The sequence below is a fragment of the Chryseobacterium gambrini genome (assembly GCF_027920505.1).
Taxonomy (GTDB): Bacteria; Bacteroidota; Bacteroidia; order Flavobacteriales; family Weeksellaceae; genus Chryseobacterium; species Chryseobacterium gambrini.
The window spans coordinates 1554535-1569226 of the sequence record NZ_CP115857.1 but is presented as its reverse complement, the minus strand read 5'-3'; the positions used below and the strand labels follow the sequence as shown (position 1 = coordinate 1569226).

General features: G+C 36.8%; 14 protein-coding genes. 9 read left to right on the top strand and 5 right to left on the bottom strand.

The annotated features are described in order from the left end of the window. Nucleotides 1–159: 159 nt before the first annotated feature. The gene (locus PFY09_RS06965; protein WP_271161923.1) at nucleotides 160–474 is read left to right on the top strand and encodes a hypothetical protein; all 315 of its coding nucleotides are present in this window, start codon (nucleotides 160–162) and stop codon (nucleotides 472–474) included. A gap of 63 nt (nucleotides 475–537) precedes the next feature. On the opposite strand, the gene PFY09_RS06960 is transcribed toward PFY09_RS06965, so the two are convergent. Together PFY09_RS06960 and PFY09_RS06955 are read right to left on the bottom strand one after the other, a co-directional pair. Beyond that, nucleotides 538–1062, bottom strand: a complete 525-nt coding sequence (locus tag PFY09_RS06960) for a DUF4136 domain-containing protein (RefSeq protein WP_271161922.1) — start codon at nucleotides 1060–1062, stop codon at nucleotides 538–540. A gap of 1 nt (nucleotide 1063) precedes the next feature. Next, complete coding sequence (locus PFY09_RS06955; protein WP_029294953.1) at nucleotides 1064–1246, bottom strand: DUF5522 domain-containing protein; 183 nt, start codon at nucleotides 1244–1246, stop codon at nucleotides 1064–1066. Between the two features lie 40 nt (nucleotides 1247–1286). On the opposite strand from PFY09_RS06955, the gene PFY09_RS06950 reads away from it, so the two are divergent. From PFY09_RS06950 to hemL, 4 genes are all read left to right on the top strand, one after another. After that, nucleotides 1287–1613 (top strand): hypothetical protein, encoded by a 327-nt coding sequence (locus PFY09_RS06950; RefSeq protein ID WP_076396530.1) that lies wholly within the window; start codon nucleotides 1287–1289, stop codon nucleotides 1611–1613. 218 nt (nucleotides 1614–1831) lie between these two features. After that, entirely contained in the window at nucleotides 1832–2740 is a 909-nt protein-coding gene (locus PFY09_RS06945) for a 1-aminocyclopropane-1-carboxylate deaminase/D-cysteine desulfhydrase (protein WP_271161921.1), read from the top strand. Between the two features lie 15 nt (nucleotides 2741–2755). Further along, a complete protein-coding gene (locus PFY09_RS06940) occupies nucleotides 2756–3814 on the top strand; it encodes a glucosaminidase domain-containing protein (RefSeq protein WP_271161920.1) in 1059 nt (352 codons plus the stop codon). 67 nt (nucleotides 3815–3881) lie between these two features. Further along, entirely contained in the window at nucleotides 3882–5165 is a 1284-nt protein-coding gene (gene hemL, locus PFY09_RS06935) for a glutamate-1-semialdehyde 2,1-aminomutase (protein WP_271161919.1), read from the top strand. Nucleotides 5166–5266: 101 nt separating this feature from the next. On the opposite strand, the gene PFY09_RS06930 is transcribed toward hemL, so the two are convergent. The 3 genes from PFY09_RS06930 to PFY09_RS06920 form a co-directional block, all read right to left on the bottom strand. Then, nucleotides 5267–6430, bottom strand: coding sequence for a hypothetical protein (locus PFY09_RS06930; protein WP_271161918.1), 1164 nt, complete (start codon nucleotides 6428–6430; stop codon nucleotides 5267–5269). A 197-nt stretch (nucleotides 6431–6627) separates the two neighbouring features. Then, nucleotides 6628–7839 carry a hypothetical protein gene (locus tag PFY09_RS06925; RefSeq protein WP_271161917.1) on the bottom strand — a complete coding sequence of 404 codons (1212 nt, stop codon included), beginning with the start codon at nucleotides 7837–7839 and terminating at the stop codon, nucleotides 6628–6630. Nucleotides 7840–7864: 25 nt separating this feature from the next. Beyond that, nucleotides 7865–10333 carry a TonB-dependent receptor domain-containing protein gene (locus tag PFY09_RS06920; protein WP_076396544.1) on the bottom strand — a complete coding sequence of 823 codons (2469 nt, stop codon included), beginning with the start codon at nucleotides 10331–10333 and terminating at the stop codon, nucleotides 7865–7867. 187 nt (nucleotides 10334–10520) lie between these two features. Between PFY09_RS06920 and PFY09_RS06915 the strand changes: the two genes are divergently transcribed. The 4 genes from PFY09_RS06915 (at nucleotide 10521) to PFY09_RS06900 (ending at nucleotide 14671) form a co-directional block, all read left to right on the top strand. Next, complete coding sequence (locus PFY09_RS06915; protein ID WP_076396546.1) at nucleotides 10521–11198, top strand: response regulator transcription factor; 678 nt, start codon at nucleotides 10521–10523, stop codon at nucleotides 11196–11198. Between the two features lie 51 nt (nucleotides 11199–11249). Then, nucleotides 11250–12281, top strand: coding sequence for a sensor histidine kinase (locus PFY09_RS06910; RefSeq protein WP_271161916.1), 1032 nt, complete (start codon nucleotides 11250–11252; stop codon nucleotides 12279–12281). 131 nt (nucleotides 12282–12412) lie between these two features. Next, complete coding sequence (locus PFY09_RS06905) at nucleotides 12413–13006, top strand: IS1096 element passenger TnpR family protein (protein ID WP_108411714.1); 594 nt, start codon at nucleotides 12413–12415, stop codon at nucleotides 13004–13006. A 315-nt stretch (nucleotides 13007–13321) separates the two neighbouring features. Beyond that, nucleotides 13322–14671 carry an alpha-amylase family glycosyl hydrolase gene (locus PFY09_RS06900; protein ID WP_271161915.1) on the top strand — a complete coding sequence of 450 codons (1350 nt, stop codon included), beginning with the start codon at nucleotides 13322–13324 and terminating at the stop codon, nucleotides 14669–14671. Nucleotides 14672–14692 lie beyond the last annotated feature (21 nt).

Genomic DNA, 14692 nt, shown 5'->3' with positions numbered 1-14692 from the left:
ATTTAATTATGCGTAGAATGGTATGCAAGATTAAACTTTGTTTTTTTATTGAAAATGAGATGATTTTGAATGGTTTTAAGTAATATTGAAAATAAAAATTTAGAATGTATTAAAATTACATTTGGCAGATATTTTGTCTTATTCTGGAAAATCACCATTATGAATCACAAAATAAAAATTGCACTGGCATTAATTACCGGCGGGACTTTGGTTTATCTTAGCCGAAAGATGAAAAACTCAAAGAATGAACCTGAAATTTTCACAGGAGAAGACGGCAAAGTCTATAAGAAGGATGAAACTTATTTAACCACAGATGGTAAAATGTACAAAAACGGAAAAGAAGTACATTTCAAAACCCCTGAAACATCAGAAAAATCTGTAAACCGGAATTTCCAGAATGATAGAATTCAGAAAAATTATGAAGCTCATCCCCAAAATGTCGGCTATCATCATAAAGGAACGAGACATCATTAATTCAATAAAAAAGTCAATGCAATTACTGCATTGACTTTCTTATATATTTGATTGATTTATATCTTATTTCATCGGAGGATAATTCTTCATAATTTCCGCCATAATTTCAGGAATTTGCTTTTGTTTCGCTTTAGGTCTGTCAACAGAAATTCCGCTTCCGATTCCCTGCCAAACCAGTTTATTGGTTTTAGCATCTACCAGATCCACAATAATTGCCCCTTCATTATAGTTGCTCGTCCATGTTCTGTTCATGCCTATTCCCCATCCGAAAGGTCCGCCCCAACCCCATGCTCCGTAAGGTGAAGTCGTGGTAACGTCCGTTACTTTTTTATGGTTGGCTTTTATATTTACAATCAGATCAGGATTTTCTCCGGATTGAAGACCTTTGCTTTGAAGCTGTCTCGACAGTTCATTCAAAACTCTGTCTTTATCAATATCATTCAGTTTTAAATCATCAATTCTTAATTTATAAGTTTTGTATGAATTAAAATTTGCCGTGTCCGCATAGTCAGAACGTACGTTGAAAGGACTGCAAGACGTTAAACCCAAAGTAGCCGAAGCTAACAGTAAGAAGATATATCGCTTCATTTTATTTATTTTTTTTATCGTTTTTAATAAATGTATCGGTCTTTTTATCGTATCCGTAAGGACAATGTCTACAGCCACTTTTACAGCAATGTCCTCTCTTCAGATGAAACTTTTCCGTAAAAACTTTATACCCCTGCTCGTTGTAGTAAAAGTCTTCACCTTCTTTGATGTCAAAAAGTGCCATAGGTTAAATCTCTAAGTCAAAAAACTTTATATTTGTTAGTATGATAATTATATGCCAAAAGCCTTTAAAAAAATTAAAAATCAACGGCATCGCTCTGTTCCCTTTTATCTTCATTAGGAATCCCGAAGATAAGAAAAATAAAATATTGATTAATCATGAAAAAATACATTTAAGACAACAGTTGGAAATGCTCATTATTTTCTTCTATATTTTTTATGTAATCGAATATTACTATTGGTTTTTTAAACTGAAGAACAGTTATCAGGCTTATAAAAGAATTTCTTTTGAAAGAGAAGCTTATTCCAACGAACATAATTTGAACTATCTCAGGAAAAGAAAATTCTGGAGTTTCAGAAAATACCTTTAAAATTAGAAAATAGTTATCAGGGATTAGATTTCCAATAACACCTCACAAAATTCCCCTCCTCTGGAGGGGTGGCAAAAATTCGAAAGAATTTTTGACGAGGTGGTCAAATATGTAAAAATAAAATTAACCCATCCTTACCTTCAATGATAAACCTCACATTTTCAAACCAAAATTAAACATCTAAAAAACACTATTTTTGTAAAATAGATTCAGCCTAAATGGTATTAAATATTCCATCCGAAAAAATCCCGATTCAGGAAATTCCTCTTGGTAAAAAAGTGAGACTTTTCATGAAAAGGGAAGATTTAATTCATCCTCAGATTTCAGGAAATAAATACTGGAAGCTTTTTTTCAATATTAATAATTATCTGTCCGGAAATTCGGAAAAACCCTACATCATTACTTTTGGAGGTGCATTTTCAAACCATATTTCTGCCGTTTCTGCAGTCGGAAATTTAGCAGATATTCCGACTTTAGGGATTATAAGAGGAGAGGAGCTGAAAGACAAATGGCGCGACAATCCGACTTTACTTTTTGCCAGAAGAAACGGAATGAATCTGAAGTTTGTAACGAGGGAAGAATATCGCCACAAAGAAAAACTGACTGAATTTTTACAAAAAGAATTCCCGGAAGCGCTCATCGTACCGGAAGGAGGAACCAATGAAGCCGCTGTAGAAGGCGTAAAAATGATGCTGAATGACGATACAAAAGATTTTGATTATCTTTGCACCGCAGTCGGAACAGGAGGAACGGTTGCCGGAATTTTAAAATTCAGTGAAGAAAATCAGAAAGTTATAGGATTTAAAGCGGTTGACGATGATTCGCTGGAAAATAAAATCGCTGAACTAACTTCTAAGAAAAATTTTGATCTAATAGATTCAGGTTTTGGAGGTTATGGCAAAATAAAGGACGAAAATGTTCGTTTTATTAATGATTTTAAAGAGAAATACGGAATTCCGCTGGAGCCGGTCTATACAGGAAAGATGATGCAGAAAATTTTCGAATTGATAGATGAAGATTATTTTCCTGAGAACAGCAAAATTTTGTGCTTCCACACCGGCGGTTTGCAGGGGATTGAAGGAGCCAATTTGCTTTTAGAAAAACAGAACAGAAATTTAATTATATAATTTAAATTGAAAAACATGAAAAGACTTTTCACCATCGTAAGCCTTTTAGTTTTATCAAAATTCTCAGCTCAGACCTGGGCAACCGAAGATCAGTATATCCAGAAATTTGCAAAATATGCAGTGGAGGAAATGGAAAAATATAAAATTCCCGCTTCCATCACGCTTGCACAGGGACTTTTGGAAACGGGAGGCGGACAAAGCCGATTAGCTCTGGAAGGGAAAAACCATTTCGGGATTAAATGTAAAGAAGACTGGACAGGAAAAACCATGAAGCACACCGATGACGCTCCGAATGAATGTTTCCGTGTTTACGACGATCCGCGACAGTCGTATGAAGATCATTCCATCTTTTTATCAACAAGGAAGTATTACGCCAATCTTTTCAATTTAGATATGAAAGATTACAAAGCGTGGGCAACAGGTCTTAAAAAAGCAGGTTATGCAACAAATCCCCGATACGCTTCCATATTAATCGGGAAAATTGAAAGGTATAAATTGTACGAATTCGACAATACCAACTCAAAAGAAGCTTTATACGCCGTTCTGAAACTGTATCCGGATCTGAAAGACGACAGAGCTTTCATGGCTCAGCTGGAACCGGAAAAATATACCAAAAAAGTAAAAGAACCTGTAACCGTTGAGGTTCCTTACAAACAGACTTCTTACGCTCAGCAACAGAAAAGAGTGGAAAGAATTAAAACAAAAGCGGAAATTCTTAATACCATTTTAATTAAAAGTCATCCGAATGACGGATTAAAATACATCATCATTCCTGAAGATACCAACGTGGAATTCATTGCCAAAAAATTCAAAATCAGTGAAAGCAAACTCATGAAATGGAATGAACTCGAAAGTGATGTTCTGAAGAAAAATGAAATTGTTTTCCTCGAATCTAAAAATTCTGACGGAGTTACTGCAACTTACAAAGCCGAAGCAGGCGAAGATATGCATGATATCGCCCAGAAATTCGGAATTAAATTAAATAAATTATACGCTAAAAACAGAATGGATGAAGGACAGAAACCTTCCGCCGGACAAGTAATTTATTTGATTGATAAAAAACCCAGAAATTAATTTTCGTTGATGGTTTATAGTTGTTGGTTAAAACTAACAGCTATAAACTGTTAACCAACAGTGACATATGAAATACCAAAGAAGTTCAGCTTTATTCGAAGAAGCTTACAAATACATTCCGGGAGGCGTAAATTCTCCGGTGAGAGCATTCAAATCTGTAGGAGGAGTGCCTGTTTTTATGAAATCTGCAAAAGGAGCCTATCTTACGGATGCGGATGATAATACCTACATCGATTACATCAATTCGTGGGGACCTGCTATTTTAGGACATACGCATCCCGAAGTTTTGAAAGAACTGAAAATTCAGGCTGAAAAAGGATTCTCTTTCGGAGCACCCACAGAACTGGAAACGGAAATCGCAAAATTCATTACAGAAAACGTTCCGAATGTAGATCAGATCAGAATGGTTTCTTCGGGTACGGAAGCCTGTATGAGCGCGATCAGATTGGCGAGAGGCTTTACAGGAAGAGATAAGTTTATAAAATTTGAAGGCTGCTATCACGGTCATTCAGATTCATTTCTGATAAAAGCGGGTAGTGGTGCAGCGACTTTCGGAAATCCGAATTCTCCGGGCGTAACGGCTGGAACGGCAAAAGATACTTTACTGGCAAGATACAATGATTTTGAGCAGGTTGAAGATCTTTTCAGACATAATCAAGGCGAAATTGCAGCGGTAATTATTGAGCCGGTTGCCGGAAATATGGGCTGTGTTTTGCCGGAAAATGAATTCCTTCAGAAATTAAGAACAATCTGCGATGAAAACGGAGCTTTATTAATCTTTGATGAGGTGATGACAGGTTTCAGATTAGCTTTTGGAGGAGCTCAGGAACTGTACAACGTAAAAGCGGATTTGGTAACATACGGAAAAGTGATCGGAGGCGGACTTCCGGTAGGTGCTTTTGCAGGAAGAAACGAAATTATGGATTATCTGGCTCCAAAAGGAGGCGTTTATCAGGCAGGAACATTAAGCGGAAATCCTTTAGCCATGAGAGCCGGACTGAAAACTTTACAGTTGATAAAAAATGATCCGGAATTCTTCAACAGACTGGCAAAAACTACGGAAACTTTGGATTTTGAAATTGGCAAAATTTTAAATGAAAAAGGAATTGCCCACAAAATCAACAGAAAAGGATCTATGATGTCTGTATTCTTCCATATTAACAGGGTTTCTAATTTTGATGAAGCTCAGGAAGCCAATCATGCATTGTTTAATAATTTCTTCCATCAGATGCTGCAAAACGGAGTTTATCTTCCACCGAGTGGTTATGAGACTTATTTCATCAGTGATGCGATTAAAGACAGAGAAATAGATATGACGCTGGAAGCAGTAAGAAAATTCGAATATTCTTAGTTGAAAAAATATTAAAGGATAGATGATTTTCAATCCTTTGTTGAAACAGAATCGGCTTCAGATTTATCTGAAGCCGATTGTTTATTTTATACAATTAATTTTTATTGTAAAGAAGACCAACCGATTGCCCAAGCCGGATTTCCAAGCTTATTTCCTGCCCCAATTGCATCTGTTTTTTCGTTGTAGGTATTGCTTAAGAGTGTTACACTGGAACCTGAAGTTGAGGTAGCAGTTACTTTATTCGTAACATTCGTATCGAAAAAAGCATCTTTAATTTTACTTTGTCCGTTAATATAGGTCACAGTCGGATCACTTTCAATAGAAAATCCGTTGGTCCAGTTAGAAACCACTACATTTTCAAAACTAGCATACGTTCCGGAATATAATCTGATGGCTTTGGATTCTCCCGAAGTTCCGCCTAAGAGCGTCACATTTTTAACAGTAGGGCTGGAAACTGGAGTTGCAGCAGGATTCGAAGTATTGTTAAGTCCTTTTATTGCGGCATTTCCAGAGCCGTTTGTTTTTCTTTTAGTAAAAATATTGGTAGCGGTTCCGATCCATCCGTCTGTCCATACAAAAGCATCATCTTCGTTTCCTATGGAGACGATGTTGGAAAGATTTACCGTTCCTCCATACATCTGGATTCCGTCTTCTGCACCATTAATCAAAGCAATATTCTCAACTTTCGTATCACTTCCTACCCCAAAAAGAGAAAGTCCGTTGAATTTTACATTGGTTGAAAAACTCACTCCCGCGTTTTCAATTTTCACATAAGTCAGAGAACCTGAATTATCTGTTGCTGAAGTTCCCCCGTAAGCGGAATTTAAAATTTCCGAAGCGTTAGTTGTACCAGTGTTTACAGGAGCTTTTCCGCAGATAACAACACCGCCCCAACTTCCCGAAGCTTCTGTGGAAGATCTGAAGGAAACCGGCGAATTAAAGGTTCCGTTCGCGTACAACTGTCCTCCCTGTTCCACTAAAAGGTAAGAAGATGCTCCTGCTGTGGCAACAATTCTCGTTCCTGCCGGAATAACAAGTTTTCCTCCGTTTTTTACAGTAACAGCACCATTAAGTACATATACTTTTGTGGCATCCAGAGTTACAACCTGTCCACTTGTAACTTCCCCTTTGAAATTACTTGGATCTTTTGCAATTCCTACAACCGGAATAGTCGCAACGTCCTCATCTTCTTTATTACAAGAATGAACAACAAGCGATGTACTGATAATAAAAGCTGCTAAAATATGCTGAAAGCGGTTTTTCATAATGTTTTTAGATTTTACTTCTTAAACAGACTGTTAAAGATCTGTTTATTTGAAAAGACCAAATTACCATTTTTCTTCTTATTTTCCCAATTGTATTTTAATGAATATAAAATTGTATCTATTCATGAAAACGGCATCGGAAAAATCTTTCCGATGCCGTTTTTTGAATTAAATATGAAGAAACTAATTACTAATTATTAATTCATAGCGTCTGTAGTATCAAAGCTAGAAAGCCCTGTCCATCCTTTAGCCCAGTCTGGTAATGCTGTACCGTTACCTGCGCCTACTGCAGAATTATTTTCTGTAAAGATCGAAGTGATGTCTACCGCAGTTCCCGCTGTATTTTTAGCTTTAGATTTTGTGGTAACATTTACAAATCTTAAGTTTTTGATGTAAGAACCACCCTGAAACCATGTTAAAGTTCTGTCTGTTTCAAAATCAAGACCTGTTGTAAAGTTGGCTAAAACGATGTTGTCAAACTGACCGTTAGAACCAGCTCTTACTTTCATCCCTTGCGATTCTGATCCTGCAGTGTTTCCTAAGAAAGTAGCATTGTTGATCACCGGATTAGAAGCTCCGTTTCCGAAAGTTGTGTTAGGGTTTGTATCCTGAGTATCGGCTTCAATTCCTCTGTTTCCTGGCTCGGCAGCAGTCTGGTAAGCCTTCATTCTTGCAGCATACAGATAATTTACCGTTCCTCTGTATCCTTCCGTCCAGTCGAAAGAATCATCTCCAACACCGGTTACCACAACGTGATCCAGATTTACGTTTCCTCCGAAGCACTCTACACCATCATCTGCACCAGTAGTAACGTATACGTAAGAAATTGTAGTTCCGCTACCTACTCCGAAAAGAGAAAGTCCGTTGAATTCTTTTTCAGGATTGTATTTGAAACCACTGTCTTTAATTACCAGATATTTAATGATACCTGAATTATCACCGGTATTCGTTCCACCGTATGTTAAATCTCCCAATTCTGAAGTAGAAGTACCTGAAGAAGTTCTGTTGGTAGGAGCGTTACCTAAGATCACGATTCCTCCCCAATGTCCTTGTTTGTGCGTAGTACCTTCAAAAATTACCGGATTAGAAGAAGTTCCGTTTACGAAAATTTTACCCCCTCTGTCTACGATAAGGTAATTTGCACCTTCCGCTACCGTAATTCTTGTTCCTGCAGGAATGATAAGGCTTGCGCCGCTTTCTACCATTACCTTACCGGTGATTGTATATACTTTTGACGGGTCTAATGTTATAGTGGTTCCGGCAGCAATATTTCCTTTGAAATTGCTTGGGTCGATTGTTGAGATTGTATCTGTAGTATCATCATCAGAGTTGCTGCACGAAACGGCAACGGATGAGAATGCCGCAGTTAACGAGAAGAAAAGAGCAGCTTTTAAGATTGTTTTTTTCATAACTTTTTATAGATTTTTATTTTTATTAAAATTTATATGATAGATTTAATCCTAACTGACGACCTTTCGTGTAGTCTTTGTGGATAAATGTTTTAGTGGTGTTTTCCTGTTCGATTTTAAAGTGAGGATTCAGTAAGTTCTTTGCAGAAATTCCGATTCCGATTTTATTTAAGGTAAAGCTTAAGTTCATATCCAGAATTTCTCTCGGTACTTCGTAAAAGTTTCCGATGAATCCTGTTCCTACAGAATAAAGACTTTTACCGATATGAGAATAGGATACTACGAAGTCTAAGCTGTTTACATTATTCCATTTATAGTTATATCCTACGTTTACGTTGGCAATAAAATCTGCAACTCCCTGAATTTTATCTTTCGGAGTGTTGAATACGATTGTTTTACCTCCGTTATTTTTAGCAATTTCGTTTTCAGATTTAAATTCCTGTTCAGAGTGCATATAAGTAGCATTTAGGAAAGTGTACACTTTAGAATTATTCCACGAATACAGGTCTTTTCTGAATTCAGCTTCTGCTCCTACAATATAACCCCAATCTGAAATGTTGAAATACGTCATGTCACTTGGTGCAGAACTCGCATAGCTTGTTCTTGCAATCGCGTTCTGGATATATTTTCCGAAAGCTGTTACAGAGATAAGCTCTCCCGATTTCGGAAACATTTCCCATTTAAGATCTAAATTGTAATTGTCCGAAGGATTCAGGAACTGGTTTCCGTAAGTATTTGTCGTTACATCATAATAAGCAATCGGAATAATTTCTTTTGCCTGTGGTAATGTGTATGATTTTGAGAAAGCCAATCTTAAATTCTGCTTGTCATTAACGCTGTATTTAGCATTTAAAGCAGGTAAGAATTTATTGTATTGCTTATTCTTTTTACCGTCCTGTGCAATTGGATCCAACCATTTCATCTGCATATCGATATAATCGAAACGGCCTCCAACCTGGATGATGAATTTATCAGAAAGTGTGATGTCAACATTCGCTAACCCAGACTGAATATTCTGCTTTGCAGTATAATAAAAAGGATTAAACAATTTATTAATCGGCTGGAATGTAATGTAAGAGAATAAAGAATTGTTTCCTGCATTAATGTATCCGTCGATATTGTTAGGATCTACAGGTACCACATTGCTGAAGTTCATACCGATGGTGGTATTTTCAAACCTTCTGTCTTTGTACTGTCCGTCGTATCCTAATGTTACTTTGAATTTTTCAAAAGTTTTGGTAAGATAAGCATGACCTAAAACCGTATTATCCTTAAGTTCATCAAAATATCTGTGGTTGTTGATCGCACTTCCTGCAATTAGCTGAGAGTTTGTTGCATCAATAGTATTCTGAAGACGGTCTGGTCTTTTACTGTTGAGCATATTGTATCCTAAAGCCCAGTCTGCAGACCATGTTTCACCCAGTTTGTGAGTACCCAGTAACTGATTTACCCAGGTTGTGGTAATTTTATTATCACCTCTGTTAATGATCACATTTCTGTCTACATCATAAGAATATCCCTGATAAATTTTTGCCGACTGATCGGAAGAATGAATGTAGTTGGAGGTAAAGCTGATTCTGTGATTAGAGTTGATTTTATACCCCAGATTAACCAATGCAGTAGTGTTTGTTTTGTAATTAAAACGCTCTACGCTTGTATAATTTTTACTTGGCGTGTTATCGAAGAAATAATAACCTTCCTGTCCTTGGCTGTATTCATAAGAATTTTCAAATCCTGCGTAAGCAAATAATGAAAGCTTACCGAAAGTCGCCCCACCTTCAATATTCATATCTGTATTAAAAGGATTTCTGGCATTTTTAAAATTCCAGCTCGTCTGGAAAGGATATTTCTGATAAGGATTTCCTTTGGTGAAAGTAGTTTCTTTATATCCGAAGAATCCGGGTGCTCCGTCCTGAACTTTGAAGTCTTTTTTATCGAATGTCTGAAGATTAATGCTGCTTCCTAATCCTATCTTAAAATAAGGCTTTCCGGTATGCTCCTTAGAAACAATGTTTACATTCGCTCCGCCGAAATCTCCAAGCATTTTAGGATTATAGACTTTATCTAAAGAAATATATTCGATCATTGAGGTTTTGAAAATCTCAAGATTGATGTTTTTATATTCCGGATCGTCCGATGGAATCGGCAGTCCGTTTAACGTAGTGCTGTTGTATCTGTCACCAAGACCTCTTACGAAAATCTGTCCGCTTCCTTCCTGCTTTGTCGTTCCGGTAGCCTTTGTTACAGCTGTTGCAGCATCTCCTACACCTTGCTTGGCAAGCTGTACAGAACCTACGCGTTCTATAACTTCTACAGACTTTTTCTGTAAGTTGATAAGGTTCGCTTCAGTTCCTTTTTTAGTAGATCCTTTAATGACTACACCTTCGATTTTCTTTTCTTTCTTTACGGTGTCGTTTTTGGTCTCTTGAGCGTAAAGTACAGTTCCCGATGTTGTTAAAAACAAAACTGCGATACTCAGTTTTCTAAAATTCATTTCTTTTTTACTATATTCTTTCGGTGCAAAGGAATAAAGAATTAACGGAGGAAATGGTTTAGGGAAATTTAATTTTTTCTTAACTAAACATTAAGAAAAGAATATAATTGTTAACTTTATGTGAACGATACCCGTTTTGTTAAACAGTGATTAAAATATTATTAACTTTGACTCGTAAAAATTAAAAATGAACCAAAAGAAAATCCTCTTAATCGACGACGAACTGGATATTTTAGAGATTCTGTCTTACAACTTGGAAAAGGAAGGCTACGACATTTATACAGCCACTAATGGAAATGAAGGTATCGACAAAGCAAAGGAAATTGTTCCGGATCTGATTTTATTGGATGTCATGATGCCCGAAAAAGACGGTATCGAAACTTGCCAGGAACTTAGAAAAATTAAAGAACTGCAAAAAACTTTAATTGTTTTTCTTTCCGCAAGAAGCGAAGAGTTTTCACAATTAGCCGGTTTTCAGGCAGGTGCAAACGACTATATTGTTAAATTAATCAAACCGAAAATTCTGATCTCTAAAGTAAACGCTTTATTGCAGTTAACTTCTCAGGTATCTGATAATTCTAAATTAATCGAAATCGGAGATTTAATTATTGATAAAGACAACTTCAGGGTTTCTAAAAACGGACAGCAGTTTCTGCTTCCTAAAAAAGAATTCGATCTTTTGTATTTATTGGCTTCCAACACGGAAAAAGTTTTCAAAAGAGAAGAAATTCTGGAAAAAGTCTGGGGAAATGACGTAATCGTGGGAGAAAGAACCATCGACGTTCACATCAGAAGACTAAGAGAAAAATTAGGAATCAATACGATTCAGACATTAAAAGGAATTGGGTATAAACTTATTGTTTAATACTCAATTTCAATTTCTTACCTTTACATCAACCAATAAAATTTTGTAAAATTGAAATTTTACAGACTTACCCTCGTCGCCTCTTGTCTTCTGACATTGGTGATGTTTCTTTTAGTAATCATTTTCGATTCACTAAAGGATATCTATTACAGTACACCATTTTTTAAAATCGGACTGATTATTTGTCTTGTCCTGATTTTTATCATCAATTATATCGTATTGGAACTATTGTTCAATTATTATGGTAAAAAGCAGGTTCGTGGTCTTTCACAGCTTTTGCCGCAGGAAATTGTTCATGATGATGATGAAAATATCACCATTAAAGAACTCGGAGAAAGATTCTCAGATCTCAATCAGAGAAAAATCACAGAGCTGGATATGATGAAAGAAATGGAAAGCTACCGGAAAGAATACATCGGAAACGTTTCCCACGAACTGAAAACACCTCTTTTTTCCATTCAGGGATACGTAGAAACGCTGCGCGACGGCGGAGTGGATAATCTTACGATTCGTGATAAATATCTGGAAAGAATAGATAAATCCGTAGAGCGTTTAATTGCCATTGTAACGGATCTCGATATGATCAACAGGCTTGAAGCCGGCGAAATTAACCTTACCGTTTCCAAATTTGATGTCAATCTATTAATTAAAGAAATTTTTGATCTTCTTGATCTCGAAGCAGAAAAACATAACGCAAGTCTGCAGATCCAGACTTTGCAGCCACAGATTTTTGTGGAGGCAGACAAACAGAAGATTTCACAGGTCTTTATTAATTTAATTTCAAACGCGATTCATTATGCCAACAGACAGGAAGCAAAAGTTGTCGTAAAAACCAGCGTTCTTAAAAATAAAGTCTTAATTGAGGTCATAGACAACGGGATGGGCATTAAATCTGAAAGTTTACCAAGAATTTTCGAAAGATTTTACCGCGTGGAAACCAGCAGAAGCAGAAGAGAAGGAGGTTCCGGACTTGGTCTTGCCATCGTAAAACATATCCTCGAAGCGCATAATGAAAACATCACCGTGGAAAGCGTTTATCTGGAAGGAACAAAATTCAGTTTCATGCTGGAAAAAAGCAAATAATTTTTGCAAAATGTATGAAAAAAAAATATTTTAAAAAATAATGAAATATTTTTTTGTCACATCTCATTTATTTTATATTTGCAACAGAGATTTATCATAATAACAACGGCAAAAAAGTAATTTAAAAACTGATGGTTTATAAAATCCGCGTAATATTAGATGCAAAAGAAGATATTTTCCGGGATATCGAAGTAAAAGGGAAACAGACGCTTTGGAACTTACATTTAGGCATTAAGAGTGCATTCAGCTTGCAGGGAGACGAGCTTTCCACTTTTAATCTGCTTGAAGAAGACGGAACGGTAGTAAAAAGCGTTCCGTTAGAAGATATGAGTGACGATGGCGACGGAGAAATTATGTCGGATGTGTACATCGATGAGGCATTCGAAAATGCAGGAGATAAAGCTCAGTTCCAGTACGGACTTCTTGACCTTTGGGAATTTTTCTGTGAATTGGTTGAAGTTATCGACGAAACAAAAGGCGTTAATTACCCGATCACGGTCTACAGATTTGGAAATGTTCCTTTGAAAGCGCCTAGCAAAAACGGAAGTGGAGGATCCAAAAAGAAATCGGCAATGCCATTAATGGATGATGATTTCGGGTTTGATGACTTCGGAGCTACCGGAAACTTTGCAGACGAAGATGATGATGCTTTTGATGATGAGGAAGAAGAAGACTACAACGACGATGCTTTCGATGATGAAGACGATAACGATGATGAAAGATAATCCGAAGGAATTCTAAAATATATTGCCCTGAACATAAGTTTGGGGCTTTTTTATTCTGTACTGTAATCAGGAGCTGTTTCGCGCTTTCGCTACTCGCTTTTTCGTATTTTTCGGCGCGGCAGCGAAGCTGCCGCGCCGAAAAATACGAAAAGAGCTCAGACATGCCGCTTAATCGCGGCTAAGGTTTCAGATATTTGTACAAAACAGGTCAGAATACAATTTACTGCATAATATAATTTTGCCTTCCTTTTAAAATTCAATGTTCAGGGTTCTGTTTTTCCGATCACAATCCCTATTTTTGTTAAAAGAGAATTAATGAAAAAGTTAATTTTAATCGCTGTAACAGGTCTGGGAATTCTTTCCTGCACCTCTCAAAAAGCTGTAAAAAACATGACGGATTTACCTAAAGACTGGAAACACACCACAAACATTTACGAAGTAAACGTAAGACAATATACAAAAGAAGGAACCTTCAGAGCATTCGAAAAAGAAATGCCGAGACTCAAATCAATGGGCGTAAAAACACTCTGGTTCATGCCAATCACTCCGATTGCACAGCAAAATAAAAAAGGAAGTCTGGGAAGTCCTTATGCCGCTTCAGATTATACCTCCATCAATCCCGAATTCGGCACTCTGAATGATTTCAAACATATGGTGAATGAAGCGCACCGATTAGGCTTTAAAGTGATTATCGACTGGGTTGCAAACCATACCGGTTGGGATCATATCTGGACAAAAACCCATCCCGATTTCTATTTAAAAGATCCGGACGGAAAATTCCATATCGCTTCCGGAATGGATGATATCATCGAACTCGACTATAAAAATCAGGAAATGCGTCTTGCAATGATTGATGCCATGAAATACTGGGTTAAAGAAACCAATATCGACGGATTCCGTTGCGATCTTGCTTCCTGGGTTGAGGTAGATTTCTGGCAGCAGGCGCGTCCTGAAGTGGAAAAAGTAAAACCACTTTTCTGGCTGGGCGAATTCGATGAACTCGAAAGTCCGGAATACGGGAAAGTTTTTGATGCAAGCTACTCTTGGAAATGGATGCACAAATCCGCAGATTACTACAAAAAAAATGAGCCGCTTTCAGAACTTACGGATCTTCTGAGAAAATATTCGGCGATTGGAGACAGTTCAATGAGGGCTTGGTTCACAACCAATCACGATGAAAACTCATGGAACGGAACAGAATATGAAAAATATGGAGTGATCACAAAGCCGATGGCTGTATTCTCTGCAACCTGGAATGGCGTTCCGTTGTTATATTCCGGTCAGGAATTACCCAATATGAAGCGTCTGGAATTTTTTGAAAAAGATGTCATCAAATGGAGCAACGTGTATCAGAACGCAGATTTTTACAAGATCCTTCTCAACCTGAAATCTTCCAATCCTGCACTGCGAGGAGGCGATTCTAATGTTACCACGTATCTTCTCAACACAACCGTTAACGACAAAATTTTAGCATATATAAGGAAAAACGGAAACGATGAAGTTTTAGTTGTTTTGAATATGTCAAAAGATCCTGTAAACTTCTCTATTGAAGACGAACATCTTTCAGGAAGCTTTAAAAATGTTTTTGAAAAGACAAAAAGAGACTTCAGCAGCGGAAAAGATTTTAATTTCAAACCCGGAGATTACGCGGTTTTTGAAAAATAGATTTAAATTTTAATAAAATAC